Source organism: Glycomyces amatae, from assembly GCF_020991375.1.
GTDB classification, from domain to species: Bacteria; Actinomycetota; Actinomycetes; order Mycobacteriales; family Micromonosporaceae; genus Glycomyces; species Glycomyces amatae.
In genome coordinates this window covers 137584-161837 of record NZ_JAJLQZ010000010.1, presented here as the reverse complement: position 1 = coordinate 161837, position 24254 = coordinate 137584, and the positions used below count along the sequence as shown (strand labels likewise).

Below are 24254 nucleotides of genomic sequence, written 5' to 3'. Positions count from 1 at the left end.
GGATGCTCGGGGCGGAGGCTAATCTGTTCGGGAAGAGTGCTTCACACGGCGAAGCCCGCGAGCCGTGCACGACCGAGCCTGACAGGACGCCTCCGCCTTGAGCTCCCCCACTCCGGCAATCCCCGGCTACAGCGACTTCGAGATGGTCGCGCACGGGTCGACCGCGTTCGTGTACCGGGCCGTCCAGGACCGGCTCGACCGGACCGTGGCGGTCAAGGTCCTGCTCGTCGACGACGACATGACGACCGCGGACTCGGTGGAGAAGGAGCTCGAGGCGACGGTCGCCGTCTCCAACCACCCCCACATCGTCTCGATCATCGACACCGGGCACACCGAGGCCGGCCAGCCGTACATCGTCATGGAGTACTGCGAGGGCGGGTCCTACTCGGCGATCCTGAAGGCGGACGGGCCGCTCGCGGTGGCGGACGTGACCGACGTGGGCGTCAAGATCGGGCAGGCGCTCCAGGCCGCCCACAACGCCGACATCCTCCACCGGGACGTCAAGCCGCAGAACCTCCTGCGCGGCCAGTACGGGCCGGCCCTGGCGGACTTCGGGATCGCGCGCACGGCCGCGGCCCTGGCGGCGACGGCCGCGATCGACAAGCTCACGCCGCTGCACGCCTCCCCCGAGGCGCTGCTGCGGCAGGCCCAGACGCCCGCCAGCGACCTGTACAGCCTCGCCTCCACCATGTGGCACCTGCTCGCCGGGTTCGCGCCGTTCGCGAACCCCGCCGGCGGGACCGACCCGGACACGCACCGGCAGCGGGTGACCTCCGACGAGCCGCCGCCGAAGATCCCGCGCACGGACGTCCCCGAGTGGCTGGAGGGCCTGCTCGTGCAGGCGCTCTCGCGCGACCCGGCGAGGCGCCCGGCCTCGTGCCAGGCGTTCGCGGACGAGCTCCAGCGGGGCATGTACGGCGGCGGGGTCGGCAAGGCCGCGGCGCCCCAGGTCATCGGGGACGTCTCGAACGAGGAGACGGTCTACCGGCCCGAGGTCGCCTCGCGCGGCACGCGGGTGCCGCTGGACCCGTTCGCGCCCGTGCCGCCGATGCCGCACTCGGAGTACGGGAGCACGCTCGGCTCGACCGCCGGGGGGATGACCGGCGGCGGCACCGGCGGGTTCGGCTCGCAGCTGGGCCAGGCGTACGACCCGCGGTACGAGCAGCAGCTCGGCGGGGCCCCTCCGGGCGCGCCGCCGGTCTCGGCCGCACCGTTCTCGGGGGCACCGCTCTCGGGGGCGCCGCGCGGCGCCGTCCACGACGCCGCCGCGCCGAGCGTCGCGCCCTACTCGGCGCCGCCGCAGGCGCCGGTGAGCATGCAGCCCCCGCCCGCGCCGTGGACGCCGCAGCAGGCCCAGGCGGGCGCGCCGATGCGGCAGCACTCGGCCCCGCCCGAGCAGCAGGTGTTCGCCCCGCCCGTGATCGGGCGCGAGGGCGCGAAGCCGCGCAAGGCCAAGGCGTACAAGGCGCCCAAGCAGGTGCAGCCGCGCCAGAAGGACGGGCAGGGCCTCAAGTCCTACGTCGTGCTCGGCGTCGCGATCACGGTGGTGCTGGGCACGGTCATGACCGTGTGGCTGTGGCTCCTCTCGTCGAACAGGGGCGGCGACGACCTCGACCAGGCGAACACCGAGGGCCAGGGCGCGCCCGAGTCCGTGGCGATCGAGAGCTGGAGCGGGGGCGAGGTGACCCTGACCTGGGAGGCCCCGGCCGAGGGCGAGGAGGGCCTGCGGTACATCGTGTTCGCGCAGCGCGTGGGCGACGACAAGGCCGAGGCGCTCAACGAGCAGGGCACCACCGAGACCGCCTTCACCACAGGGGGTCTCATCCCCGAGGCGGACTACTGCTTCAAGGTCAGCGCATTGTGGAGCGTCGACAGCGTGCCGATGTCCGAACCGGTGTGCACCGCCGATCTCGCGGACTGAACGGGCGCCGGATCGCCCGATCGGGGGAACCGCTCGGGCCGGGCGGTTTTATTCGGGGGCCTCGGCAATCGCCCGACGGCCATTATCGAACAAATGATCGAGTAATTGCGGCGGGGAAAAGAAAAGCGCCCCACGCCCTCTCGGGCATGGAGCGCGCACTTCGCGGGTGCGAGGCCTAGGCCGCGACGGCCTCGGCGGCGAACACGTCCGCCTCCTCGAGGCCTTTGAGGGTGGCGTCCCAGCCCTGCTCCGCGGGGAGCGAGGCCGCGAGGCCCTCGATCTCGGCCTTGATCTTCTCGCCGTGGCCCGCGGCGGCGAGGGCCTTGATGGCCTCGGTGAACGCCTCGGAGCCGGTGGCGAGGTGCAGGGTCTTGCCGTCGGTCAGGTTGCGCAGGTAGACGTGCTTCCCGTTGTTGAGCGGGATCAGGTACTTGAACTCGCCGAGGACGTTGAGCCCGGCGCCGCCCTTGCTCTGGCCGGCCTTGACGGAAGCGCGTGCTGTCTTGGAAGTGTTGGCTGCCACGCCGGACTCCTCACCTTGTCGTGTAAGACGGATCTTCGGCCTGACACAGGAAGAGCAGCCCTTTGGGCGGGCACTGAACCTGGGTTGGACCACAAAAGAAAACCGACAGTCTGCCGGTCATGCGCAAGTGTAGCTCAGGTGCCGCCTGCGACGACTAGCACATGCACCCGGTGTGATGCATCGAATGATCGAAAAAGTGAGCGCCCGAGCCCCTTTAAGCCTAGCGCGATGCTTTCGAAGCTGTCAGTATGTAACTGAGCGGAATAGCGCGCCGGGTTCGAGTTCATCCCCCTCTCGACCCGGCCGATACCCGTTGCACGGCTTCATGTCGTAGCTGAATGACCACAAGGAGTGAGCCAGTACTCAGAAACGCCGATTCCCAAGGAGGTGCGCGATGCAGACACGCGGCGTGATCTACATCCACTCCAGCCCGCCGGCGGTCTGCCCGCACGTCGAGTGGGCGATCGGCCGTGTCCTGGATCGGTCCGCGACCGTGAAGATGGGCTGGACTCCGCAGGAGGCCGAGCGCGGCACCATGCGCGCCGAGCGCGCGTGGAGCGGCTACGCCGGCATGGCGGCCGAGTTCGCGAAGGCGTTGGCGCAGTGGCCGATGCTGCGCTTCGAGGTCACCGAGGACCCGAGCGCGGGCGTTGACGGCGAGCGCATCATGCACGTCCCCGGCCGCGGCGTCTACCGCGCCGTGACGAGCGCCGGCGGCGACATCATGATCGCCGAGGACCGCATCCGGGCGCTCCTGGCGACCACGACCAGCGCCGAGGCGCTGCGCAGCGGGCTGGACCAGCTGCTGGGCCTGGAGTGGGACCGGGACCTCAAGCCCTACCGGCAGGCCACCGGCGGCACCGAGCAGTCCTGGCTCTCCCAGGTCAGCTAGACCTTTCGAAGGACCGGGCCCCGCGCATCGCGCGGGGCCCGGTCCGCTGCCCCCCTAGAGGTCGAAGGCGAGGTTGTCGAAGTTCGGGCCGTCGGTGCGCGAGCGCTTGAGCTCGTAGAAGCCCGGCGTGGTGGTCACGGCGTAGACGCCGTCCCACAGCTTCGCGGCGGCCTCGCCCTGCGGCGCGGGCGTCACGACGGGGCCGAAGAGGCCCACCTGCACGCCCTCGTCGTTCTCGACGGCGACGACCGGGGTGCCGACGTCGGTGCCGACGAGGCCGATGCCGCGCTGGTGCGAGGCCCGGAGCGCCTCGTCCCACTTGTCGGTGGCGGCGGCCTCGGCGAGTTCGGCGGGGAGGCCGACGGCCTCGAGCGCGGCCGGGATGTAGACCTCGGGGTCCTTCTCGCCGCCGAGGTGGATGCGGTTCCCCAGGGCGGTGTAGAGGCGGCCGAGGGTCTCGTTGTCGTGCTGCTCGGCGACGGCGGTCGCCACGCGCACGGCCGGGAGCGTCCCCGGCATGAAGGCGCGGTACTGCTCGGGCAGCTCGTCGAGCTTGGGCTCGTTGAGCACGTAGAGGCTCATGACGTTCCAGCGCACGTCCAGAGCGCGGTACTCGGCGGCCTCGATGATCCAGCGGGAGGTCATCCACGCCCACGGGCACGCCGGGTCGAACCAGAAGTCAACGGTCTTGCGTTCGGTCATGGGGACTAGGGTACGTCGCGATCGTGACGATGATCCGCATCGCCGATCTCGACCCTGAAACCGGCCGATAATGGATAAACTCACTGCCGATGCTGGTGAATACGCGACAAGATGACATAACGGACCGGTTGTTCGGACCCGGTGCCGAGTCCGGCCCGTGCGCGGCCTCCCCGCTGGAGATCCTGACGTTCGCGCGGCTGCGCGAGAGCGGGGCGGGCGCGCCGGCCCGGCCGTTCCGCTCCGACCGGCACTGCCTGGTCACGTTGACGTCCGGGACGCTGCGGCACGCGGTGGACTTCACCGAGTACCGCCTGGAGCCGGGGCAGTGGCTGTGGGCGAGGCCGGGCCAGGTGCGGCGGTGGGGCGGCCTGGACGGGGCCGAGGGCGTCGTGATCCGGTTCGCGACCGGCTTCCTCGACACCGACACGGCGATCGGCGTGTGCGCGGACGACCCGCACGCGCCGGTGCTGCGGGTGCCCTCGGGCGAGGACCACGCGCTGCTGCGGGCGGCGACCACGCAGCTGCAGTGGGAGTACACGGCGGACCGGCTCGCGCCGGAGATGCGGCAGCAGGTGCTGCGGCACCTGCTCGCGGTGCTGGTGCTGCGGGTGGCGAGCCTGCCGGGCGCGGAGGCCGGGCCGGAGCCGAGCGAGGTGTACCTGGCGTTCCGCGACGCGGTGGAGCGGGACTTCGCGAACACGCGGCGGCTCGCGGACTACGCGGCGGCGCTGGCGTACTCCCCCAGGACGCTGTCGCGGGCGACGATCGCGGCGGCGGGGATGCCCGCGAAGGAGTTCATCGACAAGCGGGTCGTGCTGGAGGCCAAGCGGATGCTGGCGTGCTCGACGGTCCCGGCGGCGAGGATCGGGCAGCGGCTGGGGTTCTCGAGCCCCACGAACTTCAACAAGTTCTTCGCCCAGCGCGCCGGGACGACGCCGATAGCGTTCCGGAGCGAGGCGGCGGCCCCGATCGCCGACTGACGGCCGAGCCCGCCGGAAGCCGGGCACCGCGGAAGTCCACCGGGGCCTCGGGGTCGGGCCCCCGGTTCGCAACGGTGCCCGAGGGGTCCGACGATTCGGGGGCGCCGCGGTGCGGGTGTGAGGCGGATCGCCGTCCGCTAGGCGGCGGCGAAGACCGTCTCCGGTTTCGCCTGGGCGCCCTGCTCGGCGACCACCGCGAGCAGTCCGCCGTCCCCGTCCAGCACGGCGTAGCGGCCCTCGATGCCCGCCGACTCCAAGGCCTTGCCGTACGACAGCGCCTTCGCCTCGGCCTCGGTCGCGGTGCGGACCGGCATGAGCCGCGCCGCAGCCTCGCCCATCGTCAGCGCGCCCAGCGGCGCGCCCGCCTCGGCGCGTTCGGCCAGCGCCTCCAGCGTCGCGGCCGCGTCGAGGCCGAAGCCGCCGATCCTGGTGCGGCGCAGCGCGATCAGGTGACCGCCGACCCCGAGCGCGTCGCCGAGGTCGCGCGCGATCGCGCGGATGTACGTGCCCGAGGAGCAGGAGACGTCGACGTCCACATCGGTGAAGGCGCCCTCGCGGCGGATCTCGCCGATCCCGATGCCGGCGATGGTGACCCGCCGGGCCTTGAGTTCGACCGCCTCGCCTTCGCGCACCCGCTTGTACGCGCGCTGCCCGTCGACCTTCACGGCGCTCACGGCGCTCGGCACCTGGTCGATCTCGCCGGTCATCGCGGTGAGCCCGGCGCGGATCGCCTCGTCGGCGACCGCGGAGGCGTCGGCGCTCACGGTGACCTCGCCCTCGGCGTCGTCGGTGACCGTGGCCTGGCCGAGCCTGATCGTCGCGGCGTAGGACTTGTCGAGGCCCGACACGTAGGTGAGCAGCTTCGTGGCCTTGCCGACCGCCACGATGAGGACGCCGGTGGCCATCGGGTCGAGCGTGCCGCCGTGGCCCACCTTGCGCGTGCCGCAGATGCGGCGCATGCGGGCCACCACCCCGTGCGAGGTGATGCCCTGCGGCTTGTCGACGACGATGAGGCCCGGTGGCTGCGCGGTGGTCACGGTCGTACAGGCTAACGGGCCGCCGGCGTGTGCGGCGCGGCGGTGCCTACTGGTGGCGGTCGAGGGACTCCTGGAGGGCCCGCAGGGCCTCCGCCTTCTCCTCATCCCATTTACTGGGACGGACGCGGCGCTTCCGTCGAGGTGATGCAGTGGTCTTCATCCTCGATACCTTAACGAACGTTCAAGCGTTCCGACACGATGAAACCATATGCTGGGACGGGAATGTTCAGGCGCGCTCGGCCCCGGTGACGGCCCAGGCGCCCGAGCGCAGGCGCCACAGGACGAGCCCGAGGCGCACCAGCATGTAGACGGCGATGCCGCCCCAGACGCCCGCCAGGCCCCAGCCGAAGACGAGCGTGAGCCACGTGAACGGCAGCCCGCTCGCGATCGAGACCACGGTCATGTTCCGCATGAACCGCAGGTCGCCCGCGCCGATGAGCACGCCGTCGAGCGCGAACACGACGCCCGCGACCGGCAGCAGGAGCACCAGCCAGGGCCAGATGTGGACCAGCTGGTCGTGGACCGAGGCGTCCGCGGTGAACAGGTCGGGCAGGACCGGCAGGAGCGCGAACACCAGCACCAGGAACAGGACGCCGTAGCCGACGCCGACGAAGGTGATGCGCCTGGCCGAGGCCCGCGCGGCCTCGGGCCGGCCCGCGCCGAGGTCGGCGCCGATGAGGGCCTGCGCGGCGATGGCGACCGCGTCGAGCGCCAGCGCGGCGAAGAACCACAGCTGCATGCCGATCTGGTGGGCGCCGAGGGCGGCCGTGCCGACCCGGGCGGCCACGGCGGCGGCCGAGAACGAGCTGACCTGGAAGGCGACGCCGCGGACGATGAGGTCGCCGTTGGCGACCAGCTGCCTGGACATGAGCGGCCAGTCGACGGCGAGGCTCACGCGCTCGCGGCGCAGCGCGAGGAGGAACAGGGTGCCGGAGACGGCCTGCGCGACGGCGTTGGCCCACGCGGAGCCGACCAGGCCGAGCCCGGCGGGGTAGACCAGGATCGGGGCGAGGATCGCCGAGAGCAGGAACGAGGCGGACACGAACCACATGGGGCGCCTGGTGTCCTGGACGGCGCGCATCCAGCCCTGGCCGGCGCCGGCCACGAGCAGGAACGGCGCGCCGAGGATCGCCACGCGCAGCCACTCGGCGGCCGCGGCCTCGACGGCGGGGTCGTCGCCCATGAGCCCGGCGAGGGGGCCGGCGAAGACCTCGATGGCGAGGATCATGAGCAGGCCCGCGGCCAGGGCTATCCAGGTCCCCTGGACGCCTTCGGCAACGGCACCGGCCCGGTCGCCCGCGCCGTAGCGGCGGGCGGCGCGGGCGGTGGTGCCGTAGGCGAGGACGGCGCCGACGAGCGGCGCGAGGCCCATGATGACGCCGCCGAGGGCGAGCCCGGCGAGCGGGACGGCGCCGAGGTGGCCGACGACGGCCGTGTCGATGAGGAGGTAGATCGGCTCGGCGGCGAGGACCACCAGCGCGGGGAGCGCCAGGGAGGCGATCCGCCGGTAGGAGGCGGGTCTCGGCGGCGCCGGAACCGGTGCCGCCGAGGCGTCCGGGCTCACTTCGAGGGCTCTTCTGCCGCCTCGTCCTCGTCGTCGTCGGCGTTGTACGGGTTGGCGTCGCCGGCGTAGGCGGCGTTTTCGGCGATCCGGTGGACCTCGGCGTCGGCGGCCGCGGCCTTCGCGAGGAGCTCCTCGATCCGGTTGGCCTGGTCGGGGACCGTGTCGGCGACGAACTTGAGGGACGGGGTGTGGCGCATGCCCAGGGCTTGGCCGACGGTGGTGCGCAGGTGCCCGGTGGCGCGCTCGAGCCCGGCCGCGGAGTCCTTCACCTGGTCCTCGTCGCCGAGGACGGTGTAGAAGACCGTGGCCTCGCGCAGGTCGGGGGTCATGCGGGCGTCGGTGATGGTGACCATGCCGACCCTGGGGTCCTTGAGCTTGCGCACCGCCTGGGCGGTCAACTCCATGACCCGCTTGGACACCTGGGCCCGCTTCGCCGCGTCTGCCATCGCTCTGTACCTTCCGTTCGTCGCGCACCTCGGTCCGGGTGCGCCTTGCTCTGCCGCGCGCCGCTCGGCGCGCCGCTACTGGTCGGGGCCGCTCGCCTGCCGGCGGCTAGTCGTCCTCGGGGCCGAACACGCGCCGCCTGGCGCTGAGCAGCTCCACTTCGGGGCGGCCCGCGACGTGGTGCTCGCAGGCGTCCAGGATCTCCTGCACGTGGCCGTGGTCGCCGGCGACGGCGGCGACGCCGATCGTAGTGCGTCCGTGGAGCCGCTGGCCGCCGACCTCGGCGACCGCCACCTCGTACTTCCGCAGCGAGGCGACGATCGGGCGCACGTAGGAGCGCTTGGCCTTGAGGGAGCGGGAGTCTTCCGGCAGGAGGAGGTCGAATTCTGCGCATCCGGTGAACACCGCTCCAGGTTACGCGCCGCCGCCGACATCCCCAAGATCTTTTGCGCCGCCCGGAAGCACCGGTTTCGCGGCGTCCGTCACGGGTACCTGCTGAAAGAGCCCGAGCGAGCCGTTTCCGTCGCTCGCGGGCCGCTTGAGAGGGAGGAACCATGTCGGCACCGGAAGGCGGCTGGGACCGGAACTACGAGGAACCGACGCGACCGTACCCCCCGGTCGTGGAACCGCCGGGCGAGCAGCGCCCCGCGGTCAACATCGGCAGGCTGTGGGCCGGAGGGGTCGGCACGGCCGTGGTCGCCGCGCTCGTGGCCCTCGTGGGCATCCTGCTCGTGCGCGGGGTGCTGGGCATCCACATCCTCTCGCCGTCCGAGGCGGGCATGTACGGCGACACGACCACGACCACGTACGCGTTCGGGGCCTTCGCGGTCGCGATCCTCGCCACCGGGCTGCGCCACCTCCTGCTGCTGGGGATGCCGCGGCCGATCAGCTTCTTCAACTGGATCATGCTCCTGGTGATCGCCGTGGGCGTGCTCATCCCGTTCACCGTGTCGGCCGAGCCCGAGTCGCAGTTCGCGACCGCCGCGCTGAACCTGGTCATCGGGCTGAGCATCATGAGCCTGCTCAACTCGGTCTCGGCGATCGCCATGCGGCCCGGCCGCGCGGAGGGCATCGGGCTGCCCTGAGGGTAGGGCTGTCCCTACCTCCAAGACGGCGGACGGCCGGGTCGCCTCGCGCGCCCGGCCTTTCTAGTGTTGACGCATGCGTACAACCCTGCGGCAATTGGGCGTCGACACCGGCTACCTGCTCTCGATGTTCTTCATCGCCCTGCCCGCCTTCATCATCAGCATCGTGGGCTTCTGCCTCGGCCTCGGGACGGCGGTCATCTGGATCGGCGTGCCGATCGCGGCCGCGACCCTGTTCGCCATGCGGGGCATGGCCGCGGCCGGCCGGGCCCAGCTGCCGCTCGTGCTGCGCCGCGACATCGCCCGGCCGCGCTACAAGCAGGCCAAGGAGGGCAGTTCGGCGCTGCGGCGGTACCTGACCGCGCTCACCGACGGGCAGTCGTGGCTGAACCTGCTGTGGGCCGTGACCGTGTTCCCGGTGGCCGTCGCCGGGTTCGTCATCGCGATCGCCTGGTGGTGCGCGACCGCCGCCACGCTCCTGTACCCGCTGTACAACTGGATCATCGAGGCCGCCGTCGGCGAGGAGAACAACGACGGGCTCTCGTACGCGACCGAATGGCTGGGCTGGGGCACCTCGTACCTGGCCTCCTCGGTGCTCGCGGTCCTCGGCGGCGTCGTCATGGCCTTGACGCTGGTCCCGGTCGTCCGCGGCATGGCGCTGGCCCAGGCCCTCATCGGCAAGGGCATGCTGACCTCCCTCAGCGGCCTGCACGAGCGCATCGACCAGCTGGAGGAGTCGCGCGACGCGGCCACCTCGGCCGAGGCCGACGCGCTGCGCCGCATCGAGCGGGACATCCACGACGGCCCGCAGCAGCGGCTGGTGAGCCTCGGCATGGAGCTGGCCCGCGTCCGCCGCCAGCTCGCGGTCAACCCCGAAGCGGCCCAGGAGACCCTGGACGCGGCGATCTCCCAGACCCGCGAGACCATCGACGAGCTGCGCGTCCTCTCGCGCGGCATCGCCCCGCCGATCCTCACCGACCGGGGCCTGGAGGCCGCGCTCGCGGCCCTGACGGCGCGCTCGCTGGTGCCGGTCGAGCTGGACACCGACCTGAACGGCCGCTACCGGGCCGCCGTCGAGAGCACCGTGTACTTCGTGGCGGCCGAGTGCCTCACGAACGTCGCCAAGCACTCCCAGGCGACCAAAGCGACGGTGTCGGTCGAGGACTGGGGAGATAGGCTGGTGCTCTCGGTCGGCGACAACGGGGTCGGGGGCGCGCACGTCTCGAAGGGGCACGGGCTCTCGGGCCTGGCCGACCGGGTCAAGGCCGTCGAGGGGCAGTGGACCGTCGACTCCCCCGACGGCGGTCCGACCGTGATCGTCGTGGAGATCCCCTGCGGATGAACAAGGTTCACTCCGGCTCGGGGCGGGGCGCCGCCCTCAGGCGCCGTGAGAGGGAGTGTGGTTCGTGCGCGTAGTGGTGGCCGATGACGCGGTGCTCATCCGGTCGGGGCTGGTCAAGCTCCTGGAGGAGTTCGGCTGCGACGTGGTCGCCGAGGTCGGCGACGGCGACGCCCTCGTGGAGGCCGTCGCCGAGCACCGGCCCGACGTGTCGGTGGTGGACGTGCGGATGCCGCCGTCCTTCACCGACGAGGGCCTCAGGGCCGCCACCCGCGCCCGGGAGCTCGTCCCGGGCGCGCCCGTGCTGATCCTGAGCCAGTACGTGGAGGTCTCCTACGCCGACGACCTCCTGGCCGACGCCAGGGGCGCGGTCGGCTACCTGCTCAAGGACCGCGTGATCGACGTCGACGACTTCATGGACTCCCTCAAGCGGGTCGCGGGCGGCGGCACGGTCTTCGACCCCGAGGTGGTCAGCCAGCTGATGGTCCGCCGCCGCCGGAACGACCCCGTGGCGACCCTCACCCCCCGCGAGCGGGAGGTGCTCGGACTCATGGCCGAGGGCCACTCCAACAAGGCGATCGGCAAGCGGCTCTTCGTGTCCGACGGCGCCGTCGAGAAGCACATCCGGAACATCTTCACCAAGCTCTCCCTCAGCAGCGAGGACGGCGACCACCACCGCAGGGTCAAGGCCGTCCTCGCCTACCTGCGGTCCTGACCGGTCCGGCGGGCGCAGCGGCGAAAAGGGACGGGGGTCCGCTCGAATCGCGGTCTAGTACGTTGAGGGTCAACGGCTTCCATGCCGGGTCCGATCCCGTGCCCACCCTCACCTCCGCGAAGCGAGTACGACCATGCAACGACTCTCCTCCGCCGCCCGCGCCATGAACGTGCTGCTGGCCCCGCGAGGGGCCGGCCGCAATCCCGACCGCGCCTGGGACCGCCTCGTCAACCAGGCCCTGGAGCGCACCGGCGGCGACACCGCCGGCAGCGAGGCGTTCATCGCCGACTACCGGGTCCTGTTCGACGACTTCATCGACGCCGGGCTCTCGCCGCTCGGCTGGCTGTCCGTGGTCGGCGAGGCCCGCGGCCGCATGGAGAACCGGTTCCGCATCAAGCGGCTCATCGCCGAGCGCCCCGAGATCACCCGGGAGCGCATCGAGGCGCCCATCTTCGTGACCGGGCTGCCGAGGACGGCGACCACGCTGACCCACAACATCATCGCCGGGTCCCAGGGGCACCGGGGCCCGCTGCTGTGGGAGCTGCACTACACCGACGTCGAAGTGGACGCCCAGACGCGCGCCGAGCGCGTCAAGGCGGTCGGCCGGCAGACCAGCGGCCTCTTGAAGTTCTCCCCCATATACGAGCTCATCCACCCGCTGTACCCCGAGAAGCCCGAGGAGTGCGTGTACATCCTGCCGCACGGGGTGCACCAGCAGACCCGCGCGACGATGCCGCGCTACCGGGCCTGGCTCGAGGCCCGCGACTTCCGGGCCGACTACCAGTATCTGAAGGAGGCCCTCCAGGTCCTCCAGTACGCGCGGGCGAAGGCCCGCTGGGTCCTCAAGACCCCCGAGCACCTCAACCACCTGGACCTGCTGGTCGAGACGTTCCCGGGCGCGAAGATCGTGTGGACGCACCGGGACCCGGTGACGGTGCTGGGCTCGGTGTGCAGCCTGGTGGAGACCACGAGCATGCTCCACATGCGCCGGGTGGACCCGCTCCAGGTCGGGCGGCTGTGGCTCGACGTCCTGTCCTCGGCCACCGAGAAGGGCCGCGCGGTCCAGCCGCTGCTGCCCGCCGGGTCCGTGGTGCACCTGCCCTACCATGCGGTCGCCTCCGACCCGTGGGCCCACCTGCCGGACCTGTACCGCAGGCTCGGCGCCGAGTGGACCGCGACCGACGAGGGCCGCCTCGAGAAGGTCATGGAGCGCCCGATCCGCGACCGCCGCCACGAGTACACGCTCGGGCGGTACGGCCTCGACCCCGACCAGGTCGAGCGCGCTTTCGGGGACTACCTCAACCTCGTCACCAGCGTCAACCGCTGAGCCCGCGGCCGGGCCGCCCCTCGCGGTCCGGCGCGCGGCGCCTCAGGCGAGGCGCAGGAAGCCGCGTTCGACGAGGCGGCGGAGCACGGGGTAGAGCTGCGCGTAGAGCATCGCGGGCTCGGCCCCGTAGGTCTCGGCCAGGAGCTGGACCTGGAGGCGGACCTCGGCCCTGCCGTCGCAGGCGCCCATGAACGCCATGACGACCGGGTCCACGGCCTCGGCGTAGCGCATCCCGTGCGACTGCTGGAGCCATTGGCGGTCGACGTCCCAGCCCTCGCCGCCGAGCACCGCGGTCTGCTGGAGCGCCACGCCGTCGGCGACGCGGAGCCGGGACTCCCACAGGGCCTCGGGTTCGACGGGGCGCTCGCGCGTCGCGAACCAGTCCTCGACGCGGTCGCTCCAGGGGGTCTCGACGGCGTGCCGGGCCTCCTCGCAGACCACTTCGGTGGGGCCGTCGATGCGGCGGACGCCGACGAATCCGAAGCCGACGCCGTCGACCTCGTTGGCCTCGAACCAGTCGAGCCAGTCGGCGGCCTGGTCGGCGTCGTGGCTCTCGCCGGAGTCGCGCTGCCAGGTGCGCACGTAGTCGAGCGGGTCGAGCACCTCGCGTTCGACGGCCCACACCCGCGCGCCCTCCTCGGGGAACCAGCCCGCGACGCGCTCGGACCAGTCCCGGCCGCGCACGTGGAGCCAGTTCGCGAGGAACTGCATGGTGCCGCCCGGGCGCAGCAGGCCGGTCGAGGCCGCGGCGAGCTCGGCGGCGACGCCGTCGGCCGCCCGGCCGCCGTCGCGGTAGGTCCAGCCGCCGCCGGGGGTCGCGACCACGAACGGCGGGTTCGCGACCACCAGGTCGAAGCGGCGCCCGGCGACCGGCTCGAGCAGGTCCCCTTGGAGCAGTTCGAGGTCGAGGCCGTTGACCGCGGCGTTGAGGGCCGCGAACGCGAGCGCCCGCCCGCTCAGGTCGGTCGCGGTGACCGAGAGGCCGCGGGCGGCCAGGGCGAGGGCCTGGACGCCGCTGCCGGTGCCGAGGTCGAGGGCATTGCCGAGAGCATTGCCGGCGGTGTCGCGCACGGCGAGGTCGAGCAGGAGCTTCGAGGCGCCGCCGATGCCGAGGACGTGCTCGCGGGTCCTGCCGCCGGTCGTGTTCGGCAGCTGGTCGGAGAAGAGGAGGCGGTCGCCGTCGAACTGGGCGCCCCACCCGGCGGTCACCGCGTCGCGGTCGGCCGCGAGCAGGCCGCAGCCGACGGCCTCGTCGAGGCCCAGGGGCGCGAAGGCCGCGGCCGCGGCCTCGGCGGGGACGGGCGCGCCGATGACGAACAGGCGGGTCCAGACCCCCAGCCGGTCGTCGCCGCACTGGGCGAGCAGGGCCCGGTAGTCGCCGCGGTCGGCCGCGGCGACGGCTTCGGGGCCGTAGACGGCCGACAGCGCGGCCCGGCTGAAGCCCTCACGGGCCTCGCCGAGCCGCGCCGCGGCTTCGGTCTCGAGCAGACGCACTCAGGTTCCCTGGGGACCTAGTCGCGCGGCTTCTCGCGCATCTCGAAGGCTTCGATGACGTCGCCCTCTTCGATGTTGTTGTAGTTCTTCAAGGTCACACCGCCCTCGAAGCCCTCGCGGACCTCGGTGGCGTCGTCCTTGAACCGGCGCAGCGAGGCGATCGTCGTCTCGGTGACGACGGCGCCGTCGCGCATGAGGCGGACCTTCGCGTTGCGCTTGATGACGCCGCTGGTGACCAGCACACCGGCGATGTTGCCGAACTTCGAGGAGCGGAACACCTCGCGGATCTCGGCGGCGCCCATCGCGACTTCCTCGTACTCGGGCTTGAGCATGCCCTTGAGCGCGGTCTCGATCTCCTCGATCGCCTGGTAGATGACCGTGTAGTACCGGACGTCCACGCCTTCGCGGTCGGCCATGTCGCGCACGCGGCCCTCGGCCCGCACGTTGAAGGCGATGATCGTCGCCGACTCGCCATCGCCTGCGGCGGCGAGGTTGACGTCGTTCTCGGTGACCGGGCCGACGCCGCGGTGGATGACCCGCAGCTGCACTTCCTCGGGGATGTCCAGCGCGACCAGGGCCTCTTCGAGGGCCTCGACCGAGCCGGCGCCGTCGCCCTTGATGATGAGCGAGAGCGTGGTGCGCTCGCCCTCGGCGATCTTGTCCATGAGGTTCTCGAGCGTGGTGCGCGAGACGCGGGCCGCCTGCTGGGCCGCGCGGCGCCGTGCCTGCCGCTGCTCGGCGATCTGGCGGACCGTGCGGTCGTCGTCGGCGGCGAGGAACACGTCCCCGGCCATCGGGACGGACGCGAGGCCCTGCACCTGCACCGGGAACGACGGGGTCGCCTCGGTGACGCGGTTGCCGTCGGCGTCGAGCATCGCCCGGACGCGGCCGTGGGCCCCGCCGGCGACGATCGAGTCGCCGACCCGCAGCGTGCCCTTCTGGACCAGGACGCTCGCGACCGGGCCGCGGCCCTTGTCGAGGTGCGCCTCGATCGCGATGCCCTGCGCGTTGCCGGTCTCCGACGCCTCCAGTTCGAGCGAGGCGTCGGCGGTCAGGAGCACCGCCTCGAGCAGGTCCGAGATGCCGATGCGCGGCTTGGCGGCGACGTCGACGAACATGGTCTGCCCGCCGTACTCCTCGGCGACCAGGCCGTACTCGGTCAGCTGCTGGCGGACCTTGCCCGGGTTCGCGTCGGGGAGGTCGACCTTGTTGACCGCCACCACGACCGGGGCGCCCGCGGCGCTGGCGTGGTTGAGGGCCTCGACCGTCTGCGGCATGACGCCGTCGTCGGCCGCGACCACGAGCACCACGATGTCGGTGACGTTCGCGCCTCGGGCTCGCATGGCGGTGAACGCCTCGTGGCCCGGGGTGTCGATGAAGGTGATCGCGCGGTCTTCGCCCTCGTGCTCGACGTGCACCTGGTACGCGCCGATGTGCTGGGTGATGCCGCCCGCCTCGCCCGCGACCACGTTGGTGTGGCGGATCGCGTCGAGGAGCTTCGTCTTACCGTGGTCGACGTGGCCCATGACGGTGACGACCGGGGGACGCGGGACGAAGGCGTCCTTGTCCTCCTCGTCGAGGTCGATGCCGAACTGCGCGAGCAGCTCGCGGTCCTCCTCCTCGGGGGACACGATCTTGATGTCCCAGTCGAGGTGGGCGCCGAGGAGCTCGAAGGTCTCCTCGGACACGGACTGCGTGGCGGTCACCATCTCGCCCAGGCCGAACAGCTCCTGGACGAGCGTGCCCGGCAGGGTGCCGATCTTGTCGGCGAAGTCCGAGAGCGACGCGCCGCGGGCCAGGCGAATGGTCTCGCCGTTGCCACGGGGCGCGCCCGACTGCATCCTCGGCGCTGCGAGGTTGTCGAACTCCTGGCGCCTCTGGCGACGCGACTTGCGGCTCTTGCCGCGGGGTCCGCCGCGGCCGAACGCGCCCGCGGCACCGCCGCCGCGCGCCTTGCCGCCGCCGCCCGCGCGACCGCCGCCGCCGCGGTAGGGGGCCGGCGCGCCGGTCGAAGGACCGGAACCGCCCGCACCGCCTGCTCCGCCGCCGGAGCCGCCGAACGTGCCGCGGTAGTTGCCACCGCCGCCGCCGGGACGACCGCCGCCGCCACCGGGGCGTCCGGCACCTGCACCGCGACCGCCGCCGCGGCCCCCGCGGGGACCGCCGCCGTCGCGGCCGCCGGCCGGACGGCCGGGCATCATGCCCGGGTTCGGGCGCGGAGGCATCATGCGCGGGCTCGGACGGGGACCGCCCGGGCGCTCGCCGCCGCCTTCGGCGGCCGGGCGCGGCTTCGCGCCGGCGCCGCCGACGCCGAACGGGTTCTTGGGGCCCGGCTTCGGCGCGCCCGGACGGGCGGCGGGAGCGGGCTTGGGGCCGGGCTTCGGCGCGGACGCGGCGCGCTTGGCGGCCTCGGCCTGCTCCTGCTGACGCTTGAGCAGCTCCTCGGCGCGCTTCTGCTCGGCGGCCACCTCGATGTCGCGGGCGCTCGCCGGCTTGGGTCCGGGCTGGGCCGCGGCCGGAGCGGGCTTGGGGCCCGGCTTCGGGGCCGCGACGGCCGCACCCGGACGGGGAGCGGCCTTCTTGGCGGCCTTGCGGGCCTCGGCCTCGGCCTTCGCCTCGGTCTTGGCGTCCTTCGCGTCGACCTTGGCCTTCGCGATCTTGGACGGGCTGGGGGCCGCGGGGCGGGGGCCCTTGGGGGCCGCCGGCTTCGCGGGCTGGGGCGTCGGGGACTCGTTGTTCCCGGCCGACGCTGCCGGGGCGCCCTGGGCGTCGGCGTATTCCTGCCGCAGCCGACGCGCCACCGGCGCTTCGACCGTGCTCGACGCTGACTTCACGAACTCGCCCATGTCGCCGAGCTTCGCGAGCAGTTCTTTGCTCGTCGTGCCCAGTTCCTTGGCAAGTTCATGTACGCGGGGCTTTGCTGCCACTGCACTCCTCACATTCGAGGTCGTACGGGCAGCGCCCGCCGACCTCAGCCTTCCACTAGCAACCAGTTCATCGGGAGAACTTCATCGCGTGGTCTTCATTCGGTCCATACCTGCTTCGTGTGCGGGAGTCGGCCTCTCGGCCGACTCCGACTCGACAAGGGCTCGCACCGCGGCGACGTCCACGGTTCCTTCGATCCTGAGGGCCCGGGTGAACGCACGCTTACGAACTGCCTGGTCAAGGCAGTTCGAGTCGTGGTGCACATGGGCTCCGCGGCCGCTGAGGCGGCGATGCGGGTCCGGAACCAGCAGGTTCTGGCGACCCTCGATGCGTTGAACGACGACGCGCAGCAGCTCGGAAGCCGATGCGCGTCGGCGGCATCCCACACAGGTGCGGACTACCGCTGCGTCACGTTGCGATCCGATGTTCAGTCTACCTCCCGGACCGCCGGCCGCCACCGGCCGGGCCGGTCTCCTCCTTCGGGGCGCCCGACACGTGCGCGTCGGACTTGATGTCGATGCGCCATCCGGTGAGCCGCGCGGCGAGGCGGGCGTTCTGGCCCTCGCGCCCGATCGCGAGCGACAGCTGGTAGTCCGGGACGATCACCTCGGTGGACCGGGTGGACTCGTCCACCACCCGCACCGACAGGGTCTTCGCCGGCGAGAGGGCGTTGGCGACGAAGCGCGCGGGGTCGGCGTCCCAGTCGACGATGTCGATCTTCTCGCCGCCGAGTTCGCTCATGACCGCGCGCACGCGCGAGCCCATGGGGCCGATGCACGCGCCCTTGGCGTTGACGTCCTTCGTTGTGGCGCGCACCGCGATCTTGGAGCGGTGACCGGCCTCACGTGCGATCGCCGGGATCTCCACGGCGCCCTCGTCGATCTCGGGGACCTCGAAGGCGAAGAGCTTCTTCACCAGCGCGGGGTGGGTGCGCGAGAGCGTGATCTGGGGGCCGCGGGCGGTCCGGTTCACCTGGATGACGATGGCGCGGATGCGCTTCCCGTGCTCGTAGGCCTCGCCGGGGACCTGCTCGTTGAGCGGCAGGGTCGCCTCGATCTTGCCGAGGTCGACGGTGACGATCCCGCGCTCGTTGCGCTCCCCGTGGGCCTGGACGACGCCGGTGACGATGTCGCCCTCCTTGCCGGAGTACTCGCCGTAGTTGACCTCGTCGGCGGCCTCGCGCAGCCGCTGGAGGATGACCTGCTTGGCGGTCTGGGCCGCGATGCGGCCGAAGCCCTCGGGGGTGTCGTCGCGTTCGGAGACGACCTCTTCCTCTTCGTTCAACACCGGCACCAGGACATTGGCGATGCCGCTGTCGCGGTTCACCACTACTCGTGCGCGCTCATCGGCCCCGGGGGTGTGCTTGTAGGCGGTCAGCAGCGCCGATTCGATAGCGCCGAGGATGGTCTCGAAAGGGATGTCGCGCTCGCGCTCCAGCGATCGCAGCGCGGCCAGGTCGATATGCACCCGTTCTCCTTAAGTCTTGAGTTGTCCTCACCGCGGCCGTTCAAGGCGTGCGAGCCGCGCCTCCGTACGGATGCTCATCTCAGCTCGATCTGCACCTTGCCGGGCCCCAGCTCGGCATAGGTAGCCGAGCGGCGCACGCCGTCGGCTTCTAGTTCGATCCCCCGCTCGCTGGTCGCCGTGACGCGCCCGGTGACGGGCTCCTCCCCGATCCGCACGGCTACCAAGCGCCCAATATTACGCCGCCAGTGCCGGGGCTCGGTCAGCGGACGGTCCACCCCCGGCGACGACACTTCCAGGGTATATGCGGCGTCGGCGAAGGGTCCGCCCGTGGCGTCGGCCTCGTCCAGCGCCTTGGAGCACGCTTTCGAGACGACCGCCACATCGTCCAGTGAGATCCCGCCGTCCTTGTCCACGAGGACGCGGACGAGCATGCGCCGGCCCGCCTTGGTGACCGCGAGTCCTTCGAGGTCGAATCCGATCTTGGCGACGGCCGGAGCCAGGATCGCCTCCACCTCTTTCGGAAGCCCCGTGGCTTGCCGCTCGGCACCCATGCGCACACCTCTCTTATCGGCTATTTCGCCGAGGTTAACCGCCCGGAGACAGAATGGAAAGGCGGCCTGGGAAACTGGGTGGGTGTTCACGACCCGACGCGGACTCCTGGTGGGGGCGGCCGTTCTCGCGGCCGCCGGGTGCACCCGGGAGAAGGCGCAGATCATCACCTCCGACGCGGACCTCACCGCCGCGCTCCGCACTGCCCGCACACTGGCGAAGGGGGCGGAAGCCTTGGGGTACGGCGACATCGCGCAGGACCACCTGACGCACGTCGAGACCCTGGAGCGGCTGCTGCTGCCCAATGTGGTCTCCGAAGAGGAGGCCGCGGCTCCGGCGGACGCCGCGGCGCTGGCAGAGGCGGAGTCGACCGGCAGCCGCGAGGCCGCCGACTCGTGCCTGGCGACCGAGTCCGACTACGCGGTGGTCCTCGGGGAGATCGCCGCGTCCCGCGCCGCCCACGCGGCGGTGCTCGCATGACGGCGGTGGACACCGGCCTGGCGGCCGAGTACGCGGCGATCTACGCCTACGGGGCGATGGCGGTCCACCTGGACGGCGACCCGCGGTCGCTGGCCGAGGCCCTCGAGGCCGAGCACCGCTCGCGGCGCGACGCGCTGCTGGACTACTACGACGCGCACGGACTCGAGGCGGCCCCGGCCGAGGCGGGGTACGACATCGAGCACGCCGGGGACGCGGCCGCGGCGGGGGCGCTGCTGCTGGCCGTCGAGCTGAACGTGACCACGGCGTGGCGGGCGGGCGTGGCCGCGACCGAGCCGAGCGAGCGCGAGATATGCCTGCGCATGTACACCGACTCGGCGGTGTCGCTGGCGCGCTGGAGGCTCGCCGTCGGCGAGCCCGTCGCGACCCCCTGGCCGGGCCGCCCGGACCGGTAGCACCGCCGTTCACCTGCGGTACCGTATATATCCATACCCCGTATCTAGAGAATGCATACCTGTTATGCCATACTCGGTATCTCTTCATGGTGAAGAGGTACCAGCGATACGGGGTTCAGACATGAGTGTCAAGCACAGCCTCCTGGCGCTGCTCGAACGCGGACCCGCCTACGGCTACCAGCTGCGGGCCGCCTTCGAGAGCGCCACCGGCAACACCTGGCCGCTCAACATCGGGCAGGTCTACACCACCCTCAACCGGCTCGAGCGGGACCAGCTGGTCGAGGCCCTGCCCGAGAACGACTCCGGCCAGCGCCCCTACCGGATCACCGACGCCGGGCGGCACCACCTCGCGGGGTGGTTCGCCTCCCCCGTGCAGGCCGCCGACCGGCCCCGCGACGAGCTGACGATCAAGCTCGCCCTGGCCGTGACCACCCCCGGCGTGGACGTCGCCGACGTCATCCAGCGCCAGCGCACCGCCACCCTGCGCCTGCTCCAGGAGTTCACGCGCCTCAAGGCCGCCGAGGACCACGCCGAGCTGGCGTGGCGCCTGGTCCTGGAGTCGATGATCTTCCGGGCCGAGGCGGAGATCCGCTGGCTCGACCACACCGAGGCCGTCGTGGCCCGGTCGGAACTCCCGGCCCCCTCCCCTTTCGCGGCCGAGCCCGACCCGGACCCGGCAGACCTCGCGAGCCCTGACCTCGACCAGACCGAAGCCCGCTGACAAGAGAGCCGATGCCCCCATGACCGTCCTGCACCTGAAAGGCGTGAGCCGCGTGCACGGCAGCGGCGAGAACGCCGTCAACGCCCTCATCGACACCGACCTCCAGATCGCCGCCGGCGAGTTCGTGGCCATCATGGGCCCCTCGGGGTCCGGCAAGTCCACGCTCCTCAACCTGGCGGGCGGGCTCGACGCCCCCACCTCGGGCGAGGTGCTCGTCGAGGGCATCGTCCTCGCCTCGCTCAACAAGAAGAAGCTCGCGGCGATGCGGCGCCGCAGCGTCGGCTACGTCTTCCAGGACTACAACCTGGTGCCGAGCCTGACGGCCGCCGAGAACGCGGCCCTGCCGCTCGAACTCGACGGGACGGGGACCGGCAAGGCCCGCAAGCTGGCGCTCGCCGCGCTCGAAGAGGTCGGGCTCGACGCCAAGCAGGCCGACCGGTTCCCCGACGAGCTCTCCGGCGGCCAGGCCCAGCGCGTCGCGATCGCGCGGGCCCTCATCGGCGACCGGCGGCTCGTGCTCGCCGACGAGCCGACCGGCGCCCTCGACTCGACCACCGGCGAGGAGGTCCTCAAGCTCCTGCGGCGCCGCTGCGACGCCGGGGCCGCGGGCCTGCTCGTCACCCACGACGCCCGGCACGCCGGCTGGGCCGACCGCGTGGTGTTCCTGCGCGACGGCCGCGTCGTCGACACCTCCGCGCCGCTCCCCGACGCCGAGACCCTCCTCGAAGGGGCGGAGTCCTAGATGGGGTCGCCGATGGGGGGCCTCCGCCTGGCGCTGCGGATCGCCCGGCGCGAGGCCATGCGCTACAAGGGACGATCGGTGCTCTCGATCACGCTGCTGGGCATCCCGATCCTGGGCGTCGCGATCGGCGCCAGCGCCTACGACACGATCGACCTGTCCGCGGAGGAGACCGCCGAGCAGCACCTCGGCGAGAACGACGCCTACATCGAGCCGGTCAGTCCCGGCGAGCCGATCACGCAGTACACCTGGGACGGCCAGTACCCGTGGTACGACATGACCGCCCCCGCCGAGGGGGAAGAGGAGGAGGCCGCGCCCGCGTCGCTCACCGACATGGAGGTCCTCGCGGCGCTCCCGGTGGGCAGCTGGGTCGTCCCCTACGACCTCTACGGCGGCGAGGAGGCGCAGGTCGAGACCCCCGACGGGGTCGGCGGCATCGGCGTCGTCGGCTACGACCTGGCCGACCGGACCTACGAGGCGGCCGGGCTGGAGTACCTCGAGGGCTCGGCCCCGGTCCGGGACGAGGTGGTCCTCACCGCCGCCGCGGCCGAGTACCTCGAAGTCGGCGTCGGCGACTCGATCACGCTCGTCGGCGGCGCCTCCGATGAGGAGCACGAGGTCAGCGGCATCATCGAGGTGCCGTGGGACCTCAACGGGCGGTACGCGATCGCCTCGTTCTTCCCGGACTCCTCGTCCGGGTGGCTGGTGGACGTCCCGGAGGAGCTGACCTACGAGGACGCGCTGGCGCTCAACGAGATCGGCGTGACCGTGTGGGCGACCTCGCTGCTCGACCGGCCCTCGACGGCGCCGGACGACGACTTCGTCATGTCCCCGGACGACGACTACCTGCTCACGATCTACGCGCTCATCGTGGTGGTCGTGGTCATGGAGGTCGTCCTCCTGGCGGGTCCCGCCTTCGCGATCAGCACCCGGCGCCGCTCCCGCGAGTTCGCGCTCATGAGCGCCAACGGCGCCACCCCCGCGCAGATCCGCAACACCGTCCTCGCCGGCGGCGCCCTCTTCGGCATCATCGCGGCCGTCGCGGCGATCGCGATCGGCGTCGCGGCGGTCGCGATCGGGATGCCGTGGCTCGAGCAGCTGTTCGGCCACCGCAGCGCCGGACTGCGAGTCCTGCCGTGGCTCCAGGCCGCGCTCGTCGCCGTCGCGATCGGCACCGGGCTGCTGTCGGCCCTCGCCGCGGCCGTGAGCGCCTCCCGCGTCAACGTGGTCGCGGCGCTCATGGGCCGCACCCCGGGCCGCAAGGGCTCCAAGCGCTGGCTGGTGATCGGCCTGGTCATGGTCGGCGCGGGCATCGCCTCGGGGCTGGCGGGCATCACGATCTGGAACATACAGCTCATGGCCGGCGCGATCGTCCTGCTGCAGCTGGGGCTGGTCTCCTGCACCCCGGCGATCCTGGCGCTGACGGCGCGGCTGGGCCGCTGGCTGCCGCTCGCGCCGCGGATGGCGCTGCGGGAGGCGGGCCGCAACCGCGGTTCGGCGGCGCCGGCGATCGCCGCCGTGCTCGGCGTCGTGGCCGGGGGCATGGCCTTCTCCATGGTCGTGGCGGCCGACAACGTCCGCATGGAGAGCCACGCGGAGCACATGCTGCCGCAGGGGTCCTTGACGCTCAACCTGTACAACCAGGGCGACTACGACCCGGAGACCGGGGAGATGGTGGAGCAGCTCGACTGGGACGCCGCGGCGGACGAGGCCGCGGTGAAGCTCGGGCAGCGCCTCGACGACCCCCGAATCACCGCGATCCCGTTCTACGACCCCGTGGGGTCCTGCGGCCGGGAGGCGGAGTTCCCCGATGAAGAGGTGTACTGCGACCTGGCCCTGCTCCGGCCCGAGGCCAACATGTGCTCGTACTGGAGCAGCCCCGCGGGCCAGGTCGCGGCGGAGGGGAACCGCCCGACCGAGGAGGAGATGGCGGCCGCCGTGGACGCGGCCCGGGAGGACCCCCGCTGCGACGAGACCGCGGCCGGCGACGGGTACGGCATCTACGGCGTCCCCGCCTCGACCGATCCGGACATCGTCGCGGCCTACACCGAACTCGAGGGCGAGGAGCTCGACGCGGCGGTGGCGCTGCTGGAGGACGGCGGCGTGATCGTGTCGGACCCGTGGGCGGTGACCGACGCGGGGACCGCGGTCTTCGAGCAGACGATGCAGCGCTACGACGAGGGCGACGGCTCCTCGGAGGCCGTGGCGGTGTACGAGGTCGAGCTCCCCGCCATGGCCGTGGACAAGGAGCTGCTCGGGTACTCCGGGGTCTTCCTCGGGCCCGGCGCCGCGGAGCGGCTCGGCATGGCCGAATGGGACTGGGGCCGCACGTACCTGGTGGAGACCTCCACCGTGGTCGACAGCGCGGTCGTCGAGGGGGTCAACGAGGACCTCGGCGGCGGCCTGGCCGACGGCGGCGCCGCCGCGGACGTCGCGATGACCGACTACAACGACCCCTTCACGTTCTACGTGATGCTGGCCGTCGCGGGGCTGTGCGCGCTCATCACCCTCGGCTCCACGGCGGTCTCGACCGGCCTCATCATCGCCGAGCAGCGCCAGGACATGACGACGCTCGGGGCGGTCGGCGCGGGCCCGGGCCTGCGCAAGCGGTTCGCGATGTGGCAGACGGTCATGATCGCCCTGTTCGGCGCCGTCCTCGGCACGGTCGCGGGGGTCCTGGGGTACGCGCTCATCCGCGAGGCGCTCAACCGGCCGCTCCAGAGCCAGTACCCGTTCGAGACGCTCTACGGCTGGGAGCTGCCGTGGGCGAACTTCGCGATCATCCTGCTGGCCGTCCCGGTCATCGCGGCGATCGGGGCGCTGGTGTTCACGAAGGCGAGGCTGCCCAGCGAGCGGCGGCTGACGTAACCGCCGCGAAGGAGAGGGCCCGCCGGTCTCGGCGGGCCCTTTCGCGTCGCTCGCGGAGGCGGCGCCGGC

23 protein-coding genes are annotated in these 24254 nt (G+C 72.2%); 12 read left to right on the top strand and 11 right to left on the bottom strand.

The window, feature by feature from the left end:
• The first annotated feature begins 97 nt into the window (after nt 1-97).
• Nucleotides 98-1921, top strand: a complete 1824-nt coding sequence (locus LO763_RS16950; protein ID WP_230786465.1) for a protein kinase domain-containing protein — start codon at nt 98-100, stop codon at nt 1919-1921.
• Between the two features lie 175 nt (nt 1922-2096).
• Here the strand turns inward: LO763_RS16950 and LO763_RS16945 are convergent, their stop codons facing one another.
• Entirely contained in the window at nt 2097-2444 is a 348-nt protein-coding gene (locus LO763_RS16945; protein WP_230786464.1) for a hypothetical protein, read from the bottom strand.
• 394 nt (nt 2445-2838) lie between these two features.
• On the opposite strand from LO763_RS16945, the gene LO763_RS16940 reads away from it, so the two are divergent.
• Nucleotides 2839-3336 (top strand): DUF3145 domain-containing protein, encoded by a 498-nt coding sequence (locus LO763_RS16940; protein ID WP_230786462.1) that lies wholly within the window; start codon nt 2839-2841, stop codon nt 3334-3336.
• A 54-nt stretch (nt 3337-3390) separates the two neighbouring features.
• Here LO763_RS16940 and LO763_RS16935 read toward each other — a convergent pair whose 3' ends face one another.
• The gene (locus tag LO763_RS16935) at nt 3391-4038 is read right to left on the bottom strand and encodes a mycothiol-dependent nitroreductase Rv2466c family protein (RefSeq protein WP_230786461.1); all 648 of its coding nucleotides are present in this window, start codon (nt 4036-4038) and stop codon (nt 3391-3393) included.
• A gap of 128 nt (nt 4039-4166) precedes the next feature.
• Between LO763_RS16935 and LO763_RS16930 the strand changes: the two genes are divergently transcribed.
• Nucleotides 4167-5018, top strand: a complete 852-nt coding sequence (locus LO763_RS16930) for a helix-turn-helix domain-containing protein (protein ID WP_230786459.1) — start codon at nt 4167-4169, stop codon at nt 5016-5018.
• A 137-nt stretch (nt 5019-5155) separates the two neighbouring features.
• On the opposite strand, the gene truB is transcribed toward LO763_RS16930, so the two are convergent.
• The 4 genes from truB to LO763_RS16910 form a co-directional block, all read right to left on the bottom strand.
• On the bottom strand, nt 5156-6055 hold the full coding sequence (truB, locus tag LO763_RS16925; protein ID WP_230786458.1) for a tRNA pseudouridine(55) synthase TruB: 900 nt from the start codon (nt 6053-6055) through the stop codon (nt 5156-5158).
• Nucleotides 6056-6281: 226 nt separating this feature from the next.
• Nucleotides 6282-7619, bottom strand: a complete 1338-nt coding sequence (locus tag LO763_RS16920; RefSeq protein ID WP_230786456.1) for an MATE family efflux transporter — start codon at nt 7617-7619, stop codon at nt 6282-6284.
• On the bottom strand, nt 7616-8065 hold the full coding sequence (gene rbfA, locus LO763_RS16915) for a 30S ribosome-binding factor RbfA (protein ID WP_230786455.1): 450 nt from the start codon (nt 8063-8065) through the stop codon (nt 7616-7618). Before rbfA ends, LO763_RS16920 begins: the two co-directional genes overlap by 4 nt.
• A gap of 106 nt (nt 8066-8171) precedes the next feature.
• Nucleotides 8172-8468: a DUF503 domain-containing protein gene (locus LO763_RS16910; RefSeq protein WP_230786453.1), complete on the bottom strand. Its 297-nt coding sequence runs from the start codon at nt 8466-8468 to the stop codon at nt 8172-8174.
• 149 nt (nt 8469-8617) lie between these two features.
• Between LO763_RS16910 and LO763_RS16905 the strand changes: the two genes are divergently transcribed.
• The 4 genes from LO763_RS16905 (at nt 8618) to LO763_RS16890 (ending at nt 12529) form a co-directional block, all read left to right on the top strand.
• Nucleotides 8618-9148 carry a DUF6069 family protein gene (locus LO763_RS16905; protein ID WP_230786452.1) on the top strand — a complete coding sequence of 177 codons (531 nt, stop codon included), beginning with the start codon at nt 8618-8620 and terminating at the stop codon, nt 9146-9148.
• 76 nt (nt 9149-9224) lie between these two features.
• Nucleotides 9225-10490: a sensor histidine kinase gene (locus LO763_RS16900; RefSeq protein WP_230786450.1), complete on the top strand. Its 1266-nt coding sequence runs from the start codon at nt 9225-9227 to the stop codon at nt 10488-10490.
• A 64-nt stretch (nt 10491-10554) separates the two neighbouring features.
• On the top strand, nt 10555-11202 hold the full coding sequence (locus tag LO763_RS29425) for a response regulator (protein ID WP_230786449.1): 648 nt from the start codon (nt 10555-10557) through the stop codon (nt 11200-11202).
• A 133-nt stretch (nt 11203-11335) separates the two neighbouring features.
• Complete coding sequence (locus LO763_RS16890) at nt 11336-12529, top strand: sulfotransferase family protein (RefSeq protein WP_230786447.1); 1194 nt, start codon at nt 11336-11338, stop codon at nt 12527-12529.
• Nucleotides 12530-12571: 42 nt separating this feature from the next.
• On the opposite strand, the gene LO763_RS16885 is transcribed toward LO763_RS16890, so the two are convergent.
• From LO763_RS16885 to rimP, 5 genes are all read right to left on the bottom strand, one after another.
• The gene (locus tag LO763_RS16885) at nt 12572-14023 is read right to left on the bottom strand and encodes a DUF7782 domain-containing protein (protein ID WP_230786446.1); all 1452 of its coding nucleotides are present in this window, start codon (nt 14021-14023) and stop codon (nt 12572-12574) included.
• A gap of 17 nt (nt 14024-14040) precedes the next feature.
• Nucleotides 14041-16950 (bottom strand): translation initiation factor IF-2, encoded by a 2910-nt coding sequence (infB, locus tag LO763_RS29060; RefSeq protein WP_369432014.1) that lies wholly within the window; start codon nt 16948-16950, stop codon nt 14041-14043.
• Between the two features lie 81 nt (nt 16951-17031).
• Complete coding sequence (locus LO763_RS29945; protein WP_369432013.1) at nt 17032-17334, bottom strand: YlxR family protein; 303 nt, start codon at nt 17332-17334, stop codon at nt 17032-17034.
• Between the two features lie 46 nt (nt 17335-17380).
• On the bottom strand, nt 17381-18415 hold the full coding sequence (gene nusA, locus LO763_RS16870; protein ID WP_230786444.1) for a transcription termination factor NusA: 1035 nt from the start codon (nt 18413-18415) through the stop codon (nt 17381-17383).
• Between the two features lie 74 nt (nt 18416-18489).
• Nucleotides 18490-18966 (bottom strand): ribosome maturation factor RimP, encoded by a 477-nt coding sequence (gene rimP, locus LO763_RS16865; RefSeq protein WP_230786442.1) that lies wholly within the window; start codon nt 18964-18966, stop codon nt 18490-18492.
• A gap of 82 nt (nt 18967-19048) precedes the next feature.
• Between rimP and LO763_RS16860 the strand changes: the two genes are divergently transcribed.
• The 5 genes from LO763_RS16860 (at nt 19049) to LO763_RS16840 (ending at nt 24185) form a co-directional block, all read left to right on the top strand.
• The gene (locus LO763_RS16860; protein ID WP_230786441.1) at nt 19049-19444 is read left to right on the top strand and encodes a hypothetical protein; all 396 of its coding nucleotides are present in this window, start codon (nt 19049-19051) and stop codon (nt 19442-19444) included.
• Nucleotides 19441-19857, top strand: a complete 417-nt coding sequence (locus LO763_RS16855) for a DUF4439 domain-containing protein (RefSeq protein ID WP_230786439.1) — start codon at nt 19441-19443, stop codon at nt 19855-19857. Before LO763_RS16860 ends, LO763_RS16855 begins: the two co-directional genes overlap by 4 nt.
• A gap of 121 nt (nt 19858-19978) precedes the next feature.
• Complete coding sequence (locus tag LO763_RS16850) at nt 19979-20578, top strand: PadR family transcriptional regulator (protein ID WP_230786438.1); 600 nt, start codon at nt 19979-19981, stop codon at nt 20576-20578.
• A 19-nt stretch (nt 20579-20597) separates the two neighbouring features.
• Complete coding sequence (locus LO763_RS16845) at nt 20598-21320, top strand: ABC transporter ATP-binding protein (protein ID WP_230786436.1); 723 nt, start codon at nt 20598-20600, stop codon at nt 21318-21320.
• Nucleotides 21321-21332: 12 nt separating this feature from the next.
• Entirely contained in the window at nt 21333-24185 is a 2853-nt protein-coding gene (locus LO763_RS16840) for an FtsX-like permease family protein (protein WP_230786435.1), read from the top strand.
• The last annotated feature ends 69 nt before the right edge of the window (nt 24186-24254 follow it).

Excerpts from the sequence above, each read along its gene's own strand:
- LO763_RS16845 (WP_230786436.1), top strand. The coding sequence starts at position 20,598 with ATGACCGTCCTGCACCTGAAAGGCGTGAGCCGCGTGCACGGCAGCGGC.
- LO763_RS16850 (WP_230786438.1), top strand. The coding sequence starts at position 19,979 with ATGAGTGTCAAGCACAGCCTCCTGGCGCTGCTCGAACGCGGACCCGCC.
- LO763_RS16840 (WP_230786435.1), top strand. The coding sequence starts at position 21,333 with ATGGGGGGCCTCCGCCTGGCGCTGCGGATCGCCCGGCGCGAGGCCATG.
- LO763_RS16855 (WP_230786439.1), top strand. The coding sequence starts at position 19,441 with ATGACGGCGGTGGACACCGGCCTGGCGGCCGAGTACGCGGCGATCTAC.
- LO763_RS16900 (WP_230786450.1), top strand. The coding sequence starts at position 9,225 with ATGCGTACAACCCTGCGGCAATTGGGCGTCGACACCGGCTACCTGCTC.
- LO763_RS16935 (WP_230786461.1), bottom strand. The coding sequence starts at position 4,038 with ATGACCGAACGCAAGACCGTTGACTTCTGGTTCGACCCGGCGTGCCCG.
- LO763_RS16905 (WP_230786452.1), top strand. The coding sequence starts at position 8,618 with ATGTCGGCACCGGAAGGCGGCTGGGACCGGAACTACGAGGAACCGACG.
- LO763_RS16940 (WP_230786462.1), top strand. The coding sequence starts at position 2,839 with ATGCAGACACGCGGCGTGATCTACATCCACTCCAGCCCGCCGGCGGTC.
- rbfA (WP_230786455.1), bottom strand. The coding sequence starts at position 8,065 with ATGGCAGACGCGGCGAAGCGGGCCCAGGTGTCCAAGCGGGTCATGGAG.
- rimP (WP_230786442.1), bottom strand. The coding sequence starts at position 18,966 with ATGGGTGCCGAGCGGCAAGCCACGGGGCTTCCGAAAGAGGTGGAGGCG.
- LO763_RS16890 (WP_230786447.1), top strand. The coding sequence starts at position 11,336 with ATGCAACGACTCTCCTCCGCCGCCCGCGCCATGAACGTGCTGCTGGCC.